The organism is Psychromonas ossibalaenae ATCC BAA-1528, from assembly GCF_000381745.1.
GTDB classification, from domain to species: Bacteria; Pseudomonadota; Gammaproteobacteria; order Enterobacterales; family Psychromonadaceae; genus Psychromonas; species Psychromonas ossibalaenae.
Genome location: NZ_KB906978.1, coordinates 35,725 through 54,270, shown reverse-complemented (window position 1 = coordinate 54,270; position 18,546 = coordinate 35,725). Strand labels below are relative to the sequence as shown.

At 44.2% G+C, this 18,546-nt stretch carries 18 protein-coding genes; 4 read left to right on the top strand and 14 right to left on the bottom strand.

Annotated features, from left to right (window positions below; genetic code table 11):
* Positions 1–17: 17 nt before the first annotated feature.
* Positions 18–1,385 (bottom strand): anaerobic C4-dicarboxylate transporter DcuC, encoded by a 1,368-nt coding sequence (gene dcuC / locus G327_RS0107985; protein ID WP_019614236.1) that lies wholly within the window; start codon positions 1,383–1,385, stop codon positions 18–20.
* Between the two features lie 520 nt (positions 1,386–1,905).
* Here dcuC and G327_RS0107980 point away from each other — a divergent pair.
* Both G327_RS0107980 and G327_RS24220 read left to right on the top strand, forming a co-directional pair.
* Positions 1,906–2,841: a hypothetical protein gene (locus G327_RS0107980; protein ID WP_019614235.1), complete on the top strand. Its 936-nt coding sequence runs from the start codon at positions 1,906–1,908 to the stop codon at positions 2,839–2,841.
* A gap of 52 nt (positions 2,842–2,893) precedes the next feature.
* On the top strand, positions 2,894–3,424 hold the full coding sequence (locus tag G327_RS24220) for a hypothetical protein (protein ID WP_019614234.1): 531 nt from the start codon (positions 2,894–2,896) through the stop codon (positions 3,422–3,424).
* Positions 3,425–3,565: 141 nt separating this feature from the next.
* Here the strand turns inward: G327_RS24220 and leuA are convergent, their stop codons facing one another.
* Positions 3,566–5,311 (bottom strand): 2-isopropylmalate synthase, encoded by a 1,746-nt coding sequence (gene leuA, locus G327_RS0107970; protein ID WP_019614233.1) that lies wholly within the window; start codon positions 5,309–5,311, stop codon positions 3,566–3,568.
* Positions 5,312–5,558: 247 nt separating this feature from the next.
* On the opposite strand from leuA, the gene G327_RS0107965 reads away from it, so the two are divergent.
* Positions 5,559–6,035 (top strand): Lrp/AsnC family transcriptional regulator, encoded by a 477-nt coding sequence (locus tag G327_RS0107965; RefSeq protein WP_019614232.1) that lies wholly within the window; start codon positions 5,559–5,561, stop codon positions 6,033–6,035.
* Positions 6,036–6,399: 364 nt separating this feature from the next.
* Here G327_RS0107965 and yidZ read toward each other — a convergent pair whose 3' ends face one another.
* The 3 genes from yidZ to G327_RS0107950 form a co-directional block, all read right to left on the bottom strand.
* The gene (gene yidZ, locus G327_RS0107960; protein ID WP_019614231.1) at positions 6,400–7,389 is read right to left on the bottom strand and encodes an HTH-type transcriptional regulator YidZ; all 990 of its coding nucleotides are present in this window, start codon (positions 7,387–7,389) and stop codon (positions 6,400–6,402) included.
* Positions 7,364–8,578: an MFS transporter gene (locus G327_RS0107955; protein ID WP_026339257.1), complete on the bottom strand. Its 1,215-nt coding sequence runs from the start codon at positions 8,576–8,578 to the stop codon at positions 7,364–7,366. The genes yidZ and G327_RS0107955 overlap by 26 nt, the downstream gene beginning before the upstream one ends.
* A gap of 84 nt (positions 8,579–8,662) precedes the next feature.
* Positions 8,663–8,920, bottom strand: coding sequence for a hypothetical protein (locus G327_RS0107950; protein WP_019614229.1), 258 nt, complete (start codon positions 8,918–8,920; stop codon positions 8,663–8,665).
* 68 nt (positions 8,921–8,988) lie between these two features.
* Here G327_RS0107950 and G327_RS0107945 point away from each other — a divergent pair, with 68 nt between their 5' ends.
* On the top strand, positions 8,989–9,336 hold the full coding sequence (locus G327_RS0107945) for a hypothetical protein (RefSeq protein WP_019614228.1): 348 nt from the start codon (positions 8,989–8,991) through the stop codon (positions 9,334–9,336).
* A 258-nt stretch (positions 9,337–9,594) separates the two neighbouring features.
* On the opposite strand, the gene G327_RS0107940 is transcribed toward G327_RS0107945, so the two are convergent.
* From G327_RS0107940 to deoC, 9 genes are all read right to left on the bottom strand, one after another.
* A complete protein-coding gene (locus G327_RS0107940) occupies positions 9,595–9,960 on the bottom strand; it encodes a Na+/H+ antiporter subunit G (protein WP_019614227.1) in 366 nt (121 codons plus the stop codon).
* 9 nt (positions 9,961–9,969) lie between these two features.
* Complete coding sequence (locus tag G327_RS0107935) at positions 9,970–10,239, bottom strand: K+/H+ antiporter subunit F (RefSeq protein WP_019614226.1); 270 nt, start codon at positions 10,237–10,239, stop codon at positions 9,970–9,972.
* On the bottom strand, positions 10,233–10,733 hold the full coding sequence (locus tag G327_RS0107930) for a Na+/H+ antiporter subunit E (protein WP_019614225.1): 501 nt from the start codon (positions 10,731–10,733) through the stop codon (positions 10,233–10,235). The genes G327_RS0107935 and G327_RS0107930 overlap by 7 nt, the downstream gene beginning before the upstream one ends.
* A complete protein-coding gene (locus G327_RS0107925) occupies positions 10,726–12,243 on the bottom strand; it encodes a monovalent cation/H+ antiporter subunit D (RefSeq protein ID WP_019614224.1) in 1,518 nt (505 codons plus the stop codon). The genes G327_RS0107930 and G327_RS0107925 overlap by 8 nt, the downstream gene beginning before the upstream one ends.
* Positions 12,243–12,596 carry a Na+/H+ antiporter subunit C gene (locus G327_RS0107920; RefSeq protein ID WP_019614223.1) on the bottom strand — a complete coding sequence of 118 codons (354 nt, stop codon included), beginning with the start codon at positions 12,594–12,596 and terminating at the stop codon, positions 12,243–12,245. The genes G327_RS0107925 and G327_RS0107920 overlap by 1 nt, the downstream gene beginning before the upstream one ends.
* Positions 12,596–15,391, bottom strand: coding sequence for a monovalent cation/H+ antiporter subunit A (locus G327_RS0107915; RefSeq protein ID WP_019614222.1), 2,796 nt, complete (start codon positions 15,389–15,391; stop codon positions 12,596–12,598). Before G327_RS0107915 ends, G327_RS0107920 begins: the two co-directional genes overlap by 1 nt.
* Before the next feature lie 143 nt (positions 15,392–15,534).
* A complete protein-coding gene (locus tag G327_RS24215; RefSeq protein WP_019614221.1) occupies positions 15,535–16,035 on the bottom strand; it encodes a DUF1097 domain-containing protein in 501 nt (166 codons plus the stop codon).
* Between the two features lie 127 nt (positions 16,036–16,162).
* Complete coding sequence (gene deoA / locus G327_RS0107905) at positions 16,163–17,494, bottom strand: thymidine phosphorylase (RefSeq protein WP_019614220.1); 1,332 nt, start codon at positions 17,492–17,494, stop codon at positions 16,163–16,165.
* A 116-nt stretch (positions 17,495–17,610) separates the two neighbouring features.
* Positions 17,611–18,387 (bottom strand): deoxyribose-phosphate aldolase, encoded by a 777-nt coding sequence (deoC, locus tag G327_RS0107900; RefSeq protein ID WP_019614219.1) that lies wholly within the window; start codon positions 18,385–18,387, stop codon positions 17,611–17,613.
* Positions 18,388–18,546 lie beyond the last annotated feature (159 nt).

Below are 18,546 nucleotides of genomic sequence, written 5' to 3'. Positions count from 1 at the left end.
CTTGCGATGTTTTCTTATTAAGTGTACATAGGCACAAGCAGCATAGTACCTAAAACAACAGTGATTAAACCGAACAAGACAGGAACGGAAGTACGTTTGACCACTTCAAAGGGACTTATTTTAGCCATACCTGCTGTTGCGACGATAACCCCGGATACCGGAGAAATAGTACGGCCCAGATTTGATGCCTGGAGCATAGGAATAATAAGGTAAGCCGGACTGAGGCCTAATTTCGTGGCCAGAGTCGGTGCAAGTTCTACAAATGCATAAAACGGCGCGTTACCTGAGCCCGTTGCTATCGCCGCGACAACCGTTATTAATGTCAGTAGAATCATTAATGCAAAACCGCCAGCCCCGGCTGACTCAGCCAGACCTATCAGGTTATCAATTGCGCCGATTGACATTAAGCCCTGTGCAAACACACCGGCTCCGATCAGCAGCATTACCACACCTTTAAAGGCATCAGCCATGCCTTCGTAACACACTTCTAACCCCTCGAGTGTTTCTTTACCGTTAAAGCGTCTGCTGAAGTATTCAACAACTACGCCGATGAAAATAGACAGTACAACAATTGTGTAGATATCTAATTCAAGGCCGGGAATCGTTTTACCATTGAAAACAAAAACGCCGACGATCGGCAGAAACGGCAGAATAGAGTAGTAAGCTGGTGCCGTTATTTTTATATGAGAAACATCCAGTTTCTCCATTGGTGTATTTTCTTTTTTATCTAAATACTTATTCCAGAAGAAGGCTGCCGCCGCCATCACGATAATTGCACTGATTGATACCGGCAGTACCGTTTCCACCGAGAATACATGCAGCGGTATACCCGATTTCTCAGCCGCGATAACCACGTCACCCGATGTGGGAGAAAGTATAATCGCCGCTGGTGAGGCACATACTGCTACGGCTGCCGGGCGTGATATGCCCATCGCGGTCATCATCGGGAATAAAGTCGCCATTAACAGCACACCAAGACCCGTTGCTGAACTCACTGCTAAAGACATTAGGCAGGCAACGATGTAAGCCGCGACTAATAATACATAGGGGGATTTAATAAATGCCAGTGGATGTGAGAATTGTTTCACCACAACATTGTTTGCACCGATATGTGTCATGTAGGTTGCAAAACCGCATAACAGCATGATCTGCATACCTAAGCCGCCGCCGCGGTACTGCAGCATGTATTTTACAAACTCCAGCGTATCTAAGAAGGCGCTACCCGTCGATGCGACATTTTCCGGCAAAACCGTATGCCCCATAAATCCTGTGATGATTAATAAAAGCATACCTGCACTCAGCAGGACTCCTGCCGGTTTATACTCTTTAACGATGAAATAGCCGACGACTATTGTGACCACCAGGCCAATTAATAGTTCTAACATAAAAAAACCTTATTATTATTGGATTTTATATGATGTTGATTTTTCTGTAAGAAATCAATTTAATTGATTCAATATTATGTGATCCGCCAGTAACTTATAACTAGACATTTTGGAGGTCGGATTTTTATGCTGTTTTATCCATCAAATCAAGATGATAAATGCTGTACTTTTCCTTTGTTCTGTTAATAAACTGTTCTTTATCTTTGGCTGATAGACGAAGCCGCTGCTAATATTGTTCCCGTTTCTTTATGCTGTCATCTTAAAGAAGAGATTCTTATCGGTATGAATTTATATTCGGATAACAGGCCGTATTTATATGAGTAGAACAACAGTGTTCGGCAGCAGAGTACAGAAACAATCCCCCTGCCTGAGAAGTACAGTACCTGTTTAGCTGGAGTTTGAATCATTGGCGAGGATCTCCTCGACTGGGATTAGATGAATAAAAAAGCTCAAGCAAAGGCTTTTGATCCTATACTCAACTCAAACGCCTCTTCAATTTAAATTAAAGGAGGGCTGAAATATGTTTTGGGTTAATTCAAGAGTAAGTTCATTGATAGTCATTTTATTTATGACCCTGTTTTTTGCCGCCGCGTCCGCAGCAGATCCGTTTGTTGGAGAGTTTTCTTCCTATGCTGATGACGATAATTATTCTATAACAATTAAAACACCGGTAAACGGCTACTATCATGGAACAATAAGTATTGACGGTGAAAAAATACCGCTGACGGCCAATAAGTCAGGAAAGTTTCTGGTCGGTACGATCAATGATTATGGCGATATATATCAGTTTACCGTTGTATCGCGGGCAGATGGTTCATTTCTTTTCACCGATGAGGATGGAGAATCACTGATATTCAGGCCTCGAGGGCAACCCCGTGCTGGTGCATACGCAAGTCCTGATTCTTCTTCAGAGCAGGGCGCCGCCGTCCCCAAAAGTGATACCGGGGCAGTTTACATAAACCGGAAAAAACTCTCACCTGATAAGCGAAATGCACTGGAGTCTGCATATCAAACCCGCATTCAGAGCGGCCGTTACTGGTATGATAATATTTGTGGAGCCTGGGGGGTAGAAGGCGGACCGACAACAGGATTTATTCTGGCCGGACTGGATCTTCCCGGGCCGATGCCGGCTGATATCTCACAGGGTGGAACAGGTATTTTCATTAACGGTCGTGAGATTCATCCCATGGATCAGCGCGGTCTGCAGCAGCTCTTTGGCGTAACCTATAAAGGTTATTACTGGCTGGATGCTCAGGGAAACCTGGGGCCGATCGGTGGCTATGCCATTGTTAATATTGTTAATGCCATACAAGCAGCACAACAGCAGCAGCCTAGTGGTTCGGTCACTCATGGATACGGTTCGTCCTATGGTTCTCGAGGCACGTTATCCAGCGGGGGAATGTATTCCGGTCGTACCGCAAGCGGCAAGTCAGTATTCTGGTATCCGGGAAAATAGATGGAGAACTCCTCTAATAAAGCTGTAAACAAGGCATGAAACGGAGGTTAATATGTCGCAAAACGAGTTCGAGCGTCCGGAGCACTTTGTTGTTGATATGCAGGGCATGAATGCTGATACGGCTGAATTCATGTGTGATAATCATAAAAAGACAGATGTGCAGACAGTGCTGGCTAAGGCAGTGTTAAACGCTGGTGAGAGTCTTGGTCTTTCGAGGGAAGTTATAGCTGATATTATAGGTAAAGACTTTACGACCCTCTCCTGCTGCGGTATAGATCCTAAATCTAAAGCAGGTGAACTTAGCCTGCTGTTAGTACACTGCTACCGCTCTCTTTACTCGCTAATGGACGGGGATGTAGGAGAGATGCAGCATTTCATGCAGACCGCTGATAAGACCACAAACAGTATACCGAATGAGCAGATAAAAACGGCCGTCGGCCTGATTAGTTTCAGTGCATTATTAGATGCAAAAAGAGGTAATGCTCATGAGCTGTTAATTGATATGTTTGAAGACCTTGAGTTAGCAGCCGTTGAAGAGAGTGAAGATCAGCTTGAAATCGAGGTTGATGAGGATGATATTTAGAGGTGGTGCCTTTCGCTGAATGGAGAAAGGCTTTTCTGCGCTTCAAGCTCCGTGTTAAACGCCGGCAAAAAATGAACCCGTAATAAAAGAATGGTTCAATTTTAACCTGCATCAGAGCTCAGGTACTTATTCTTCCTGCTGTTACACGGCCGCTAATTTCAGACGGCTGTGCTCGGAAATGCTGGCTCCGCTTCGACTAACGGCATTAAGAACTGCCTGTAGAGAGGCGCTGACTATATCATCACACTTGGCGGCTGCGCAGTAGCGCGCACCTTGAATGCTGAGCTGTACATAAGCAATCGCTTCGGCCTGTTCATTTTCAGCGCCCTTTCTGCTCGGTAATGCATGTTCGTTATAGTCGATTAATACAATATCAGTGTCGATTGATGCACTTAACCCTCTGACAAAAGCATCCAGTACACCCTTACCTTGACCATCAATTGTCACCGAACCCTTAATCCCCTGGATCTGTGCCTGTAATATATCTTTATTACCTTGGCGGTTAAGGCTGTAGCTGTCGACAGCAGCTGCTGTCTGTGGTGCTAAATAAGTCTTAGAAAAAATATTGTGAATAACAGCTGATGAAACTTCACTTTCACTATTTTCGGCATGCTCTTGTACATGCGGACTAAAATCAACCTGCATCCAGCGAGGCATCTGAATACCGTAGTCCTGCTCCAGTACATAGGCCACACCACCTTTTCCGGACTGGCTGTTGATACGAATAACCTGCTGATAAGTTCGCCCTAAATCACGCGGGTCGATCGGCAGATAAGCAACCTGCCAGTGTGCCTGCGGATCTTCGATTCGTTGTGCTGCATCAATCGCCATACATTTGTTAATTGCATCCTGGTGACTGCCGGAGAAAGCTGCAAAAACTAATTCACCTGCATAGGCATGACGAGGGTGTACTGCTAATTGTGTGCATCGCTCAACGGTTGCAATAATACGGTCCATATCAGAAAAATTTAGTTTCGGATCAATGCCCTGACTGTATATGTTCATCGCCATGGTGACTATATCCATATTACCGGTACGCTCGCCGTTGCCCAGTAATGTACCTTCGATTCGATCCGCACCGGCTAATACGCCCAGCTCTGCAGCCGCCACGCCGCAGCCGCGATCGTTGTGAGTATGCAGGCTGATAGTCACTGACTGACGATGACTAATATTGTCACACACCCATTCAATCTGGTCGGCATAGACGTTAGGTGTTGATGTTTCAACCGTTGCGGGTAAATTGATAATGACCTTGTTGTCAGGTGTCGGCTGCCAGACGTTAATAACGGCATCACAGACTTCTAGTGCATAATCCATTTCGGTGCCGGTAAAGCTTTCCGGTGAATACTGGAAGAACCACTTTGTATCTGGCTGCGCGGCAGCAAAATTTCGCACCCATTGTGCACCTTGTACGGCGATGGCTTTAATTTCATCGCGGGATTTTTTAAATACCTGCTCACGCTGCACCGTTGAGGTAGAGTTATATAAGTGCATTATGGCTTTTTTCGCACCTTTTAAAGCTTCAAAGCTGCGTGCGATTAACGGCTCGCGTGCCTGCGTTAATACCTGGATAGTGACATCGTCTGGAATTAAATCCTGTTCAATTAACTGACGAACAAAATCAAAGTCAGGTGCCGATGCCGCGGGAAAACCGACTTCAATCTCCTTAAAGCCCACATCAACTAACAGTTTAAACATATCAAGCTTCTGGCTTGGACTCATAGGTTCAATAAGAGCCTGGTTACCATCGCGCAGATCAACACTGCACCACTGAGGTGCCGCTTCAATAATTTGATTAGGCCAGCGTCTGTCTGTTTTCTGGACTGGAGCATAGGCGCGGTATTTTTTATGATTAAAACTAGCGTGGATGTTAGCGATATTAGACACGAGTCATTTCCTTTTAGAGCCTTGGCAGCGGAGATGTTTAGAGGAGTGAATTAGCGAGTTGGTTCACCATTGTAAGGGTATTACCGCCCGTTTCCGGTTAGAAACTTCGCTCGCTATCCATGTGTTAACTATAGAACGAACGGCGTAGAGAGTGGTTGCAAAGTAACTCTAATTTCGAGTTGTTTATGCAACAACTCACTAGTAAATGTGCTATTGTTGGTGAAAATGACCATGTAGGTGAAATAGTATGCAGGAAGTAATCAAATTAGACCGTACTGATAAGAAAATTCTTAAGCTGATGCAGGGGAATGCGCGTATCAGTAATCTGGAGTTAGCTGATAGTGTTGGTTTATCACCAACCCCCTGTTCACGTCGTGTTAAACGTCTGGAGGAGTCAGGATTAATCGATAAACATGTCACTTTATTGAAGCCCGCGGTACTAGGCTTAAAATTGACTGCCATGATTGGTATTTCAATGGACCGTCATACGCCGGATCGTTTTGATAACTTTGAACGTGCGATTGCCGCTTTACCCGAGGTACTGGAATGTTTGATTGTAACCGGACAGACGGCTGATTTTTTATTAAAAGTGGTGGTGCGCGATATGGAACATTACGAGAAGTTTCTACTCGGGCATTTAACCAAGTTAGAAGGGGTTACCGGTGTACATTCCAGTTTTGTATTGAGAGAGGTAGTCAAAAAGACCGAACTGCCGCTGGATTAAGTGATCTGCTGTCGCGGCGGTACGGCCGCACAGTCAGTTTCGCCGTAAAATTGTGTTATATAAGGTGCCTGGACATCTTCTCACTGCCGACAAACTTTATACCAAGCACATTTCTTCGGGCTAAATAACTATCAATGTTCCGGGCTGTATACCCGTTATCATTCAAAATGCATTTATCAGGAGCTCACTCGGACACCAGAACAAGGCGTAATATGAGTGAATGGTTGCTCCCTTGACGATTGTTACAACGCAGTGCTGGTTTTCGAGCGAATTCCCCATAGGGCAAGGGGGTAAGTAAGCATCTTCGTTGTTATAAAACTTCGATTTAACCCGTTAGATCTTCAGTTTCATGCCTAGAATCTGCTCACTTACCGGCTTGCTGATTTTTGCATTTTGGATGGTAACGGGTATAAAGGCATTTAATGATTTCTTTGAGCCATTTTATTTTGGGGTTGTGACTATTGCGTTTGTGCCAGATCATAGTGAAAGGAATGATCAGCTTTTCCTGGAGCTCTTTATCTACAGGAATCGGCAGGCTGACTAAATCCGGATGCATGTGACGGATGTAATGCTGACAATATTGGGGAGCTGTAGCTATCATTTTGTGTCCGGATTGAGCAGCCATAAACAGGGACTGTTCAAAGCTTGCCATGGTCAGGGCTATTTCGCGAGTCTGCCCTCGTTCCATCAGAACTTCATCCAGAGCCCATGTCTCACTCTTTTCCCAGATAATATTAATATGAGGGTATTTAAGAAAAGTATCTATGTTCCATTCTTCCTTCAACGCAGGATGATCCTTGTGCAGGTATACCATAGGTAAATCGGAGAACAACACTTCAAAGTCAATAAAATACGGCAATAAGTCTAGTGACTCTTTAGAGCGGGGATGACTCTCTCGACCGGTAAAACCTATATCCGCTTGTCCGCAAATAATAGAATCTAGCGAGTCGTAATCCCAGTTGCGTACTGTCACTTTCGCATCTGGATATTTCTGGTAAATACGCTGTGTTAGTTCATTAAACATGATCAGCAGCAGCGGTGACTCCATTGCTAAATTGAAGTGAATGCCTTTGGGGGCATCATCACCATGTTTGCTGAGGATCTGGTTGCCTATCTGCAGCCAGTCTGAAAGTTCCTGCTCCATACTTTGGGCAAGGGGTGTCGCCCTGAAACCTTGAGGAGTTTTGACAAACAAAGGATCATCAAACCAGTCTCTAAGCTTGTTGAGTGATTTGCTCACCGTTGAAGGCGTCACATTTAACTTTTTGGCGGTTTTCGATACGCTCAGCTCTTTCAATAAAAGCTGCAGGGTGAATAATAAATTCAGATCAAGGCGTGCTAGCGATTTCTTCATTTAAATTACTACGTATTGGAGAGTTTATTAATTGTATTAGAGCAAGACTAATAATACCACCGACAGCCAATATAATGATCAACATATGCAAAGCGCTAACGCCAAGCAGACCCATCAGCCAAATGTAAAAACCTGAACTGCACACCTGAGCAATTCCAAGTACTGAACTCGCCATGCCGGCGCGAAGAGAGAATGGGCCGAGAGCCTGACTCATAGCTACGCCGAAGCCGATAGAGAATCCGGCGCACAACAATCCAAAACCAGTTAATTTTAATGAGTTACTAAATTCAAACAAATCAGAGAACCCTAATACAGCGGCCGCAAGGGCAAATAATAGCTGTGCAGAAAACATCAATGTTCGCTGCTTAAACAATGACAAAGCAAAGGGTGCTGAAAATGAGGCAAGCATACTTACTAAAGCAGTTAAAGCCATAATCGATGAATACTCTGCTCGACTAAAGTCCATCGTGCCCATAATGAGCATCGGAGAAACGTTGACGTAAGTGAGAATAGTCGTTACACCTATTGCTGTGATAATCAGTCGGCTGATGAAAAATGTTTCAAAAAACGATTCTTGAGGCCTTTCTTTCCCGGCCGTTGAATGCTTATGTTCTTTCTTATTAAATGTTACCGGTTGATGTGGTTTGCTTTCTTTTAAAATGAAAATTGACAATATACAGACCAGCAGCCCCATGCCGGCCATTGTCGTGAATAGACTTGGCCACGGGAATTTAAGCATGATTAAATGGCCGATTACTGGTGCGATAACCGGAATGATGCAGGTAATACCATTAAGCATCGACAGTACTTTTGCACGGCGCTGGTCGTCGAGCGTATCACGTAGAATTGCAAACGCTGTAACGTAGCAGGAGCCGGCTCCAATTCCCTGAATGAATCGAGCAATGAAAAAGGTTTGACTGTTTTCTGCTGAACCACCAAGCAGGGACGCTAACAGAAATATTGCAGCTCCGACAACAGCAATAGGTTTACGACCTATTGCATCAGCAAGTTTACCCGCAAACAGCATAGTAGCCGCCATACCTGCAAGATAGATAGAAAATGCCATGTGGAGTTGAGATTCACTTGCATTCAAATCCAGCGCAATTTGTGGTAAACCGACAAGATATAGGTCGATAGCCGTGGGATAGAGAAGAACAAGTGCAAAGCTGCAGAGAAGATATCGAAACATAAAAACCCCGTTAAAGTGATGCGGGGATACTAGCAGTGAAGCCGTCTATCTGCGAGTTGCTGTTATGACAACAGATATTTCCTTTTACGACATACTGCTGAGTCGTTTCGGGACACGAGCCGACTTAAAGATATGACTAAAAGTACAGCCGGATTTATCGACACAGGTTTCCCCGCTAAGACCGGATAATCCAAGCCGCAGCAGGACTTGCAGCGTTTTTTGATGTTTACCATAGAGGGGCATATTTAACGATAAAAATGAAGAGAAATATATGAAAACTAACTCGCAAAGGGGCATATATGGAACCCCTTCATCAAATAAATAGTTTTTGGTAAAGGGCATTTATCCTTCCTATACTCTCTGTACATACAACTCAGGCTCTATATTAGTATAAATTAAGGAGAGCAGTCATGAGCATCCTTTTTACAATTGGATTTATTGTTACAATTACCTACTACTTAATTCAGTTTGTCCGGCAAGAGGCAGTCGAAGAGTTTTATCAAGAAGCCATTATTGATATTGAAGGCCGCCTGGACTGGGCTCACACCCGCTCATCTTATCCATTCGGCATGAAAGCTCAAATTGATACATCTCACAAACTTTTACATCAAGCTAAAAGTTTATGGCGCGGTAACAAATACCATCAGGCATATCGTGTTGCCCGCCAATCCCAAGAGGCTATTGATAAAGCGCAGAATATCTACATTTCGGCTGCTGTAAAACGTCGACAGGCTGGTGAGAATACAAACATAAAATAAATATGTGCCTCAGAATGCCTCTGCTAGTAAAAGTCCCATGCTCACTTTTTCCCTACTCCGAGCTAGAAGGCTAAGTCGAAAACGCCCCATAGCAGCCCATCCCCCTAGATATATGTGGCCAATATTACTTAGCCACTACAGTCCGCACATAAAAATACGATTGCAGGCGGATCATATTTATCATTCAATCAAAGATTATGGTTGTCTAATCTTTTTTGTAGTTATCTGCCGGGAGGTTCAAGCTCTCAATAGTGATGCCTACTTTTCATCTGGACTTTGGTGTAAGTAAGCCTTTTTAGCCAATTGTTGATTTTGTGTGTTATCTTTCATGTTTACTTTATAGTGTAAGCCTGCTTTCGCCAGCATATGTGCTGCTACGGGAGCGGTGATCAACAAAAACATGCTTATCAATGCTTCTTTAAAGTTTACATGGCCAAGTTGAACGCTGAAAAATATCATCGAAGCGATCAGGATACAGCCGACTCCTAAGGTGCTGGATTTAGCCGGCGCATGCAGGCGGGTAAAATAATCAGGGAATTTTGCTAAGCCGATAGAGCCAACTAGCATAACAATACTGCCCAGCACCAATAAAACACTCACCACCGCTTCTAAAAATACAGTCATCTATCTTCCTTATTCGATAATATCGCCGCGCAATAAATACTTACAAAAGGCCGAAGTACTTACAAAGCCAAGCAGTGCGATCAATAACGCACCTTCGTAGTAACTGGCCGAGCCTTGGTAAAGCCCTAACAAGATGATCAGTGCAATACTGTTAATGTACATGGTATCAACGGCAATAATTCTGTCAGGTGTAGTAGGGCCAATGATCAAGCGCCAGGCATTTAGGGCTAAAGCACAGCAAATGAAGCCGCAGGCAGTCAGTATAGCGTAACTTAACATCCGAAAATCTCCTTCAAAGGCGCTTCATAACGACGTTTGATAAGGTTAATTAACTGCTGCTCGTCTTCAAGATGCAGCACGTGTACATACAGCCATTGCCTGTCATCCGACAATTCTACACTCACTGTACCAGGAGTTAATGATACACTGCTGGTAAAGATGGTGAGTGGCAAAGGCTCATTAATGGCTAACGGCACCGCAATAAAAGCCGGCCTTAAACTACGGTTACTCTGCAGTACGCGCTTCGCTACGTCGTAATTAGACAGCACAATGTCAAAGAGTAAACGAAACGTATACCTCAAAACTGTGAGAGGATTTTTTGCTACCGGTTCTTTCTCACTGAGCGGTGCGACAATCCAGGGGATAACAATGGCAAACACCGCGCCTAACACCATGTGACCACGACTAAAATCATGCAGAATCTGCCACACTAACCATAGCAATATACTGTGGTAAGGAGTGGGGAACCAAATAAACTTACGCACTTTATCCATTATTGGCTACCTCATTAAGTTGCTGCAGGCTTAAACCAGCTTTAAGCTGCTCTGCCGCCAATTGCGCAAAATCGCTCACTGCCCCTCCAAAAATCACCATCAAAGGCAGGATCCCTACCAGTAAGCCAATAGCTAAATATTGAACGGGCTGACCTTGTAAGGCGGTGTTGTTTTCGCCGTTGGTTCGCCAGAACAATGCAGTGCCGGCCCGTGATAAAGCGATTAAAGCAATCAGTCCTGCGCCTAATATTAGCGGCCAGACCCAAACTGCCTGGCTTGCTTTGGTCACTGACTGCAAAATTAAAGCTTTACCTACAAAGCCTGACAGCGGCGGCATACCAATTAAACCTATCGCCAGCAAGATAAAGATAAAGCCCAAAATTCCTGCCTGCGGCATTGTTCTTGTGGTGACAAACCGGTCTTCCGCTTTACCGCGCTGCTGCTGAATAACCCCCGCCAGCAAGAACATAGCGGCACAAGCTACAGTACTATGCAGTAAGTAATAAATACCAGCTGCAGCGGCCTGTACCGTATTCAAGCTGATGGTCACCAGCAGAGTACCTACTGATACAATCACCAAGTTACTACAAAGCACCCGCAAACTTTTGCTAGCCAATACAGAAACAGCGCCAATAGCAATGGTTAATAAAGCTATAGGCCATAACCACGGCAAGGCGATATTAGCCAGCTCACCGGCCTGGTCGCCAAACATAACGCCATGCACCCGCCAAATACTATAAATACCGACTTTGGTCATAATTGCGAATAGCGCGGCCACTGGAGCACTCGTACTCGCGTAAGCTTTTGGCAGCCAGAAATGTAGAGGCAGCATTGCTGCTTTCAGACCAAAAACAGCCAGTAACAATAATGCCCCTGATTTGGTAATCAGTAATTCGTTACTCGAAAGCAGCGGAATTCTATCGGCCATATCGGCGAAGTTAAGTGTGCCTAAAGTGCCGTATAAGGTACCTAACGCAAACAAGAACAGCGACGAGCCAATTAAGTTAAGAAATACATAATGGATGTTAACCTGTATTCGCTGTTTACCTCCACCATGCATCATTAGTGAGTAGGAGGCAATCAGCAGCACCTCGAAAAACACAAATAGATTAAACGCATCGCCAGTTAAAAATGCACCATTAATCCCCATCAACTGGAACATAATCAGCGGGTGAAAAAAGGCGCCGTTTTTATCTTCGCCGGCGCTGGCATACAGTGTGACCGCTAAGCCCAAAACAGCACTTAAGCAGACCATTAACACCGAGAAGGCATCTGCCACTAATATAATACCAAAAGGCGCGGACCAGTCTCCAAGAGCATATACTTGAATACCTTGGTCTTTAATTTTGAACAGCAGTACAAACGCAACAACAACCATTAAAATACTGGCGGCAATGGTCAGTACTCTTTGTCTGGCTAACGAGTTATTTAAGCTTGGGAAAAGCAGAGCAACAGCCACGAAAAACGGTATTAAAACCGGAAAAATAACTAAATGATCAAACAAACCCATTAGGATTTTTCCTCCGCAGCCAGGCGGTCGAAAGGTTCCGTACCGTCTACGTGGTCATTCCCCATGTCTGAGCGTCCGCGCATTGCTAGAATTACCGCAAAGGCAGTCATGGCAAAGCCGATAACAATAGCAGTAAGCACCAGGGCTTGCGGTAAAGGATCTGCGTAATTTTCACTGCCGTTAAGTACCGCTGGTGCACCTATGGTTAATCCGCCGCTGGCAAAAAGAAACAGGTTAACAGCGTAGGACAACAAAGTGAGACCAATTACCAAGGTAAAGGTATGGCCGCGCAGCATTAAAAAGATGCCGCAGGCACTCATGAAGCCGACACACACGGCGTAGACTAGTTCCATTACCTTTCTCCTTCTCTGATTCTTTCTTTAGTGGTTAGCTTGCCTAGGCTGGCTAATATAAGCAGGGTTGCGCCGATTACTGTAAAGTAAACTCCTAGGTCAAATAGCAATGCACTGGTGAGTTCAAATTTACCTATCCAGGGCAGCGATACATATTCAAACCAAGAGGTTAAGAACGGGCGGCCAAACATCCAGCTGCCTAAGCCGGTTAATCCGGCGGTCACTAATCCAATGGCGATCATATAGTGGTATCTAACACTCACACGTTTAACCATCCAGTCAACACCATGTGCAAGGTATTGCTGAATTAAAGCAATTGATGTAATCAAACCGGCAATAAAACCACCGCCTGGTAAGTTATGCCCGCGCATAAAGATATAAGCAGAAATGAGCAGGAACAGCGGCAGCAGGCTTTGCGATACAACCGAGAGTAATACAGGGTATTTATCTGTTGCCCATGGGCGCCCATCATGATCTTTAGTGCGCATCGACAAACGCATGCCGGCAATTAGCTTGTGAATACCTAATGCGGCAATGCCAAGTACCGTAATTTCACCAAAGGTATCAAAACCACGGAAATCGACCAAAATAACGTTAACCACGTTAGTACCGCCGCCGCCTGTTTTAGCATTTGCTAGGAAGAACTCAGAGATACTATCCAAAGGATGGGTCATTAAGGCAAAACAAATACTGCCGATAATACAGCCGATGAAAGAGGCTACCGCCAAGTCGCGAACAAAGTGATTAGGACGACTTTTATCGGTGGGGGTATGTTGAGGGAAGAAATACAGCGCCAGTAATAACAAAATCACCGTTACAATTTCTACCGAGAGCTGGGTAAGGGCTAAGTCGGGTGCCGAGAAGTAAGCAAAGGTTATCGACACAACTAAGCCGACTAACGACAACATTAATAAAGCAATCAGCCGGTAATGGCTCCAAATTACGGTTGCTAGCGAACCTGCTATTAATAAAACAGCAGCTACAATGACTGCGCCGTTTACTGGGGTGCCTGGCAGGCTTCCTCTCGTGGTATCTAGCTCTAACAAGGGAGGAGCTATTAGCAGTAAGGCGAAGAAACACAGAAGAAAAGCATAGCGTTGTAAGGATCCCGTCTCCAATTTTGCAGTTACTTTCTGCGCCCACTTCACGCTGCTCTGAATATAACCTTCAAATTCAACTTTCGCGTCAATATCCGGGAACTTACCTGCAAATTTAAATAAATGTTTACGGTTCAGGTAAATGGCTAAACCACCAACAATCGCCAACCCGCTCATCATCAATGGAATGTTAAATCCATGCCAAAGGGACAAATTATACTCAGGTAGAGGATGATTTAGCACCGCCAATGACGCACTACTGAGCAGTGGACCAATAGTGTAATTAGGAAATATACCGACTAACAAACAAATCGCGACTAATACTTCAACGGGAACACGCATATACCGCGGCGGCTCGTGCGGTGTTTTGGTTAACCCCTTAGGCTCACCGTTAAAGAAAACATCATGAATAAAACGCAGTGAGTAAGCGACTGCAAAAGCACCTGCAATCGTAGCTAATACTGGAATTAACCAAGACATCGCCCCTAAAATGCTTTGATCTAAGGTTTCAGCAAAGAACATTTCTTTAGATAAAAAGCCATTGAGTAAAGGCACACCAGCCATCGACGCCGATGCCACCATCGCTAACGTGGCAGTGATAGGCATGTATTTCCATAAGCCGTTGAGCTTACGCATATCTCGAGAGCCTGATTCATGGTCAATAATACCAGCCGCCATAAATAAAGATGCTTTAAAAACGGCATGGTTCATGATGTGAAACACCGCGGCAATAGCTGCTAATTGGGTATTTAAACCCAGTAATAAGACAATCAAGCCAAGATGACTAATTGTCGAGTAGGCTAACAAGCCTTTTAAATCATGTTTAAATAATGCGGAATAAGCACCCAGTAACAAGGTGAATAAACCAGTTAGCGAGACTACCACAAACCACACTTCCGTACCCGCTAATACCGGGTAAAAACGAGCCAGTAAGAAGATGCCCGCTTTCACCATGGTGGCCGAGTGCAAATAGGCACTTACTGGCGTAGGTGCCGCCATCGCGTGGGGTAACCAAAAATGGAATGGGAATTGTGCGGATTTAGTAAATGCGCCAATTAAAAATAAACCTAAAATAGCTAAGTAATAAGGGTGTTGTTTGACCAGTTCCCCACTATTTAGTACGACGTCTAAATCGTAACTGCCCACGACCTGGCCTAACAATATTATCCCGGCTAATAGCGCTAAACCGCCGGCACCTGTGATGGTAAGCGCCATTCTGGCGCCTTTACGCGCATCACTATTGTGTGACCAAAAACCAATCAGCAAGAACGAGCTGATACTGGTTAATTCCCAGAAAAACCATAGCTGCAGCATGTTGTTTGACATAACAATGCCGAGCATTGCGGTCATAAACATAATTAAGTAGCAGTAAAAACGCCCCATATGGTCTTTTTTAGACAAGTAGTAGCGAGCATATAAAATGACCAGCAAACCAATGCCCAAAATCAGTAAACTGAATAATGCAGACAAGCCGTCAAGGCGAAACGACAGCGCCAAACCTAACTGCGGGATCCACTCAATGCTCCGGCTAAAAGACTGTCCTGCAAATACCGCGGGCAAGTCAAGCAGAATGAAGCAAAGGGCTAAAGCCGGCAGTATCGCGGTCGCCAGCGTACACACACTGCGGCTGAATTTATTGGTTAGTAAGGGAACAAGAATCCCTAACATGGGTAGAAATGGTACCCAAAAATAATGCATTTCAGCAAAACTCCGTTAGCTAATTAGTTGGTGTTTCTGAACAAGAGCAGTAATTAATTGAATAAATATCAATACGTTGATAAGTCTAGTCTACATAAGTTACTGATTAATTCATATATTTGTTTTGTCACTTGAACTTAGCGCTAGTTAGGCGGCTCTTGTTTAATGTTGTTGACGGGGGCCTCTGGTAAACGAGCTGCACAGAATCTATGTAATAATTCTCCTGTATAATTCATTAAAAATCCAAAAACAGCTCCGATAAATAATCCCAAAAATGCTGAAGACCATTGCCCATCGGCAGAAAAGATCGCTGCCGCACCTAAAAAGGTACCCGGTATAAATTTAAGGAGACTAAACTTAGCCTGTATACACATACAAAACGCAAAAACAGCGGTGGCTGCATAACTTGCAAAATCTGTATCAATATAAGTGGAAGCTGCAATAATTAATATTGCCCAGACTGCACCGCTAAAATTGGTTAACCAAACCTGGACAAGTCCTTTTCTGCCTTTATCTGTAGAAGCAAAATAGCTGGTTGCCCCTAAAAAAGCCAGCCAGCTTGCGATATCAAACAGGCCTGTAAACCAGACTAACAAACCGGAAAGGATACCTGTGCTTATGGATAATGCTAAAAGTAAGCTCATAGGAGAGTCCTGAAATTATTTAGATGAGAGGTAGTGAGACAGATCATACGGAGGAGGGGATTGTATGATCTGTTTGGTGCTTATATCTAAAGAGCTGAGAAAAATATCAGCTCTTTAGGTTTTTAGCTTAAATATCTTCAGCACGAATCTGACGGTAAACATCAGGTGTTGCAACGTAAGGCTCACTGCCGACTTTAATCGCTTCAAGCAGGGCATCTGCAGCTTCTTGCCACTGTTCTTCATTACGCGCATGAATAACTGCTAATGGCTTCTGGCTGTCTGCTGTTTCACCTAAACGGATGAACTGATCAAAACCAACGGCATAATCAATCTCATCAGTTGCAACACGACGACCGCCGCCCATGCTGACCACTGCCATACCAATCGCTCTGGTATCCATTGCAGAAACGATGCCGCTGTTACTTGCGTAAACTGGCTTAGCGATAGGTGCTTTTTCTAAATAATCGGCATAGTTTTCAATAAAGTCTTTTGGTCCGCCAAGGCCAGCAACCATTTTACCAAAACATTGTGCCGCGCTGCCGTTATCTAATACAGTCTGCAGTTTTTCACGTGCATCAGCACTGTCTGTTGCTAAGTTGCCTAATACCAGCATTTCAGCACAAAGTGCCATGGTAATTTCAAATAGACGCGGGTTTCTATATTCACCCGTTAAAAACTGTACCGCTTCACGTACTTCTAGCGCATTACCCGCAGAAGAAGCTAATACTTGGTTCATGTCAGTTAGAATTGCAGTGGTTTTTGTGCCTGCACCATTTGCTACACCAACAATTGATTTAGCAAGTTCTTCAGATGCTTCAAAAGTAGGCATAAAGGCGCCTGACCCCACTTTTACATCCATCACTAATGAATCAAGTCCAGCAGCCAGTTTCTTAGAAAGAATCGAAGAAGTGATCAGTGAGATACTGTCAACAGTCGCCGTAATATCACGAATTGCATAAACACGTTTATCAGCAGGTGCGAGGTCGCCTGTCTGGCCGATAATCGCGACACCTGCGTCTTTAGTCACGTCACCAAAAACGTCATTAGTCGGGGTAATGTTATAACCTGGGATCGACTCTAGTTTGTCTAAAGTACCGCCCGTATGACCAAGTCCACGACCAGAAATCATAGGAACAAAACCACCACAAGCAGCAACCATTGGACCTAACATTAAAGAGGTTACATCACCAACACCACCCGTTGAATGCTTATCTACAATCGGACCGCCAAAATTCATATGGTCCCAATTAATCACCATACCAGAATCACGCATCGCACAAGTAAGGGCAATACGCTCAGGCATGGTCATTTCATTGAAGAAAACAGTCATCGCAAAAGCACCAGTCTGACTTTCTGAAATGGTGTCGTTTGCAACTCCCTGAATAAAAAAGTTGATCTCTTCGGCGGTCAGTACTTGACCGTCACGTTTTTTACGAATAATTTCTTGTGGTAAAAACATGCGTATCTCCAAACTCTTCATTGAGTTTTAATTGTAGAATATGTGTTGTTGATTTCCCTCTTCGTTTAAAAAGAGGGTAAACGGGAAATATTGGAATTTCTATCTAAAGCAGCTGCCTAGTAAGCTGCTGAATCCGCTTTTTCAGATGTTAACTCCAACGTGTTAAGCAGGTTAGTAAGCAGGCTTGATGCACCAAAACGATAATGCATGTTATCTGCCCATTCACTGCCTAAAATCTTATCTGCCATGGCTAAGTACTGCGCAGCATCTTCGCTGGTTTTTACGCCGCCAGCAGGTTTAAAACCAACGGTTTTTGCGACATCCATTTCACGAATTACGTTCAGCATAATTTCAGCCGCTTCTGGAGTTGCGTTAACGGCAACTTTACCCGTAGAGGTTTTAATGAAATCTGCGCCTGCTTTAATACAAAGTTCTGAAGCAAGTTTAATTAATGCCGGCTCTTTCAGCTCGCCTGTTTCAATAATCACTTTAAGCAGAGTGTCACCACACGCGGCTTTACACTGTTTAACCAGCTCAAAACCTACTTCCTCATTACCGGCGATTAGTGCGCGGTATGGGAAAACCACATCCACTTCATCTGCACCGTAAGCAATAGCCGCTTTAGTTTCAGCAACTGCGATATCGATATCATCGTTACCGTGAGGAAAGTTAGTAACAGTTGCAATACGTACTTCCGGCGTACCTTGTGCTGCTAGTGTTTTTTTAGCGATAGGGATAAAGCGCGGGTAAATACAGACGGCTGCCGTTGTGCCTGCTGCTGTTTTTGCGTTATGGCAAAGATCAATTACTTTTTGATCCGTGTCATCGTCATTTAGTGTAGTTAAATCCATTAGTTTAAGTGCGCGTAAAGCAGCTGCTTTTAAATCAGACATTAATTGGCTCCTGTATCTACGTTTGTAGATGATAATGTGTATAGAATAAATGATGTGATTAATACTACGCCCGGATAACCAGTCGATATATAGGGTTTTGTAAAAGCATTGTTGCTGTATGGAAAAGGTGGGAGAAAAAAAGAAGCTGAAAGGCTGAAA

What these genes read in the sequence shown, in the direction of transcription:
- dcuC (WP_019614236.1), bottom strand. Translation starts at nt 1,385, where the DNA reads ATGTTAGAACTATTAATTGGCCTGGTGGTCACAATAGTCGTCGGCTAT.
- G327_RS0107980 (WP_019614235.1), top strand. Translation starts at nt 1,906, where the DNA reads ATGTTTTGGGTTAATTCAAGAGTAAGTTCATTGATAGTCATTTTATTT.
- G327_RS24220 (WP_019614234.1), top strand. Translation starts at nt 2,894, where the DNA reads ATGTCGCAAAACGAGTTCGAGCGTCCGGAGCACTTTGTTGTTGATATG.
- G327_RS0107965 (WP_019614232.1), top strand. Translation starts at nt 5,559, where the DNA reads ATGCAGGAAGTAATCAAATTAGACCGTACTGATAAGAAAATTCTTAAG.
- yidZ (WP_019614231.1), bottom strand. Translation starts at nt 7,389, where the DNA reads ATGAAGAAATCGCTAGCACGCCTTGATCTGAATTTATTATTCACCCTG.
- G327_RS0107955 (WP_026339257.1), bottom strand. Translation starts at nt 8,578, where the DNA reads ATGTTTCGATATCTTCTCTGCAGCTTTGCACTTGTTCTTCTCTATCCC.
- G327_RS0107950 (WP_019614229.1), bottom strand. Translation starts at nt 8,920, where the DNA reads ATGCCCTTTACCAAAAACTATTTATTTGATGAAGGGGTTCCATATATG.
- G327_RS0107945 (WP_019614228.1), top strand. Translation starts at nt 8,989, where the DNA reads ATGAGCATCCTTTTTACAATTGGATTTATTGTTACAATTACCTACTAC.
- G327_RS0107940 (WP_019614227.1), bottom strand. Translation starts at nt 9,960, where the DNA reads ATGACTGTATTTTTAGAAGCGGTGGTGAGTGTTTTATTGGTGCTGGGC.
- G327_RS0107935 (WP_019614226.1), bottom strand. Translation starts at nt 10,239, where the DNA reads ATGTTAAGTTACGCTATACTGACTGCCTGCGGCTTCATTTGCTGTGCT.
- G327_RS0107930 (WP_019614225.1), bottom strand. Translation starts at nt 10,733, where the DNA reads ATGGATAAAGTGCGTAAGTTTATTTGGTTCCCCACTCCTTACCACAGT.
- G327_RS0107925 (WP_019614224.1), bottom strand. Translation starts at nt 12,243, where the DNA reads ATGGGTTTGTTTGATCATTTAGTTATTTTTCCGGTTTTAATACCGTTT.
- G327_RS0107920 (WP_019614223.1), bottom strand. Translation starts at nt 12,596, where the DNA reads ATGGAACTAGTCTACGCCGTGTGTGTCGGCTTCATGAGTGCCTGCGGC.
- G327_RS0107915 (WP_019614222.1), bottom strand. Translation starts at nt 15,391, where the DNA reads ATGCATTATTTTTGGGTACCATTTCTACCCATGTTAGGGATTCTTGTT.
- G327_RS24215 (WP_019614221.1), bottom strand. Translation starts at nt 16,035, where the DNA reads ATGAGCTTACTTTTAGCATTATCCATAAGCACAGGTATCCTTTCCGGT.
- deoA (WP_019614220.1), bottom strand. Translation starts at nt 17,494, where the DNA reads ATGTTTTTACCACAAGAAATTATTCGTAAAAAACGTGACGGTCAAGTA.
- deoC (WP_019614219.1), bottom strand. Translation starts at nt 18,387, where the DNA reads ATGTCTGATTTAAAAGCAGCTGCTTTACGCGCACTTAAACTAATGGAT.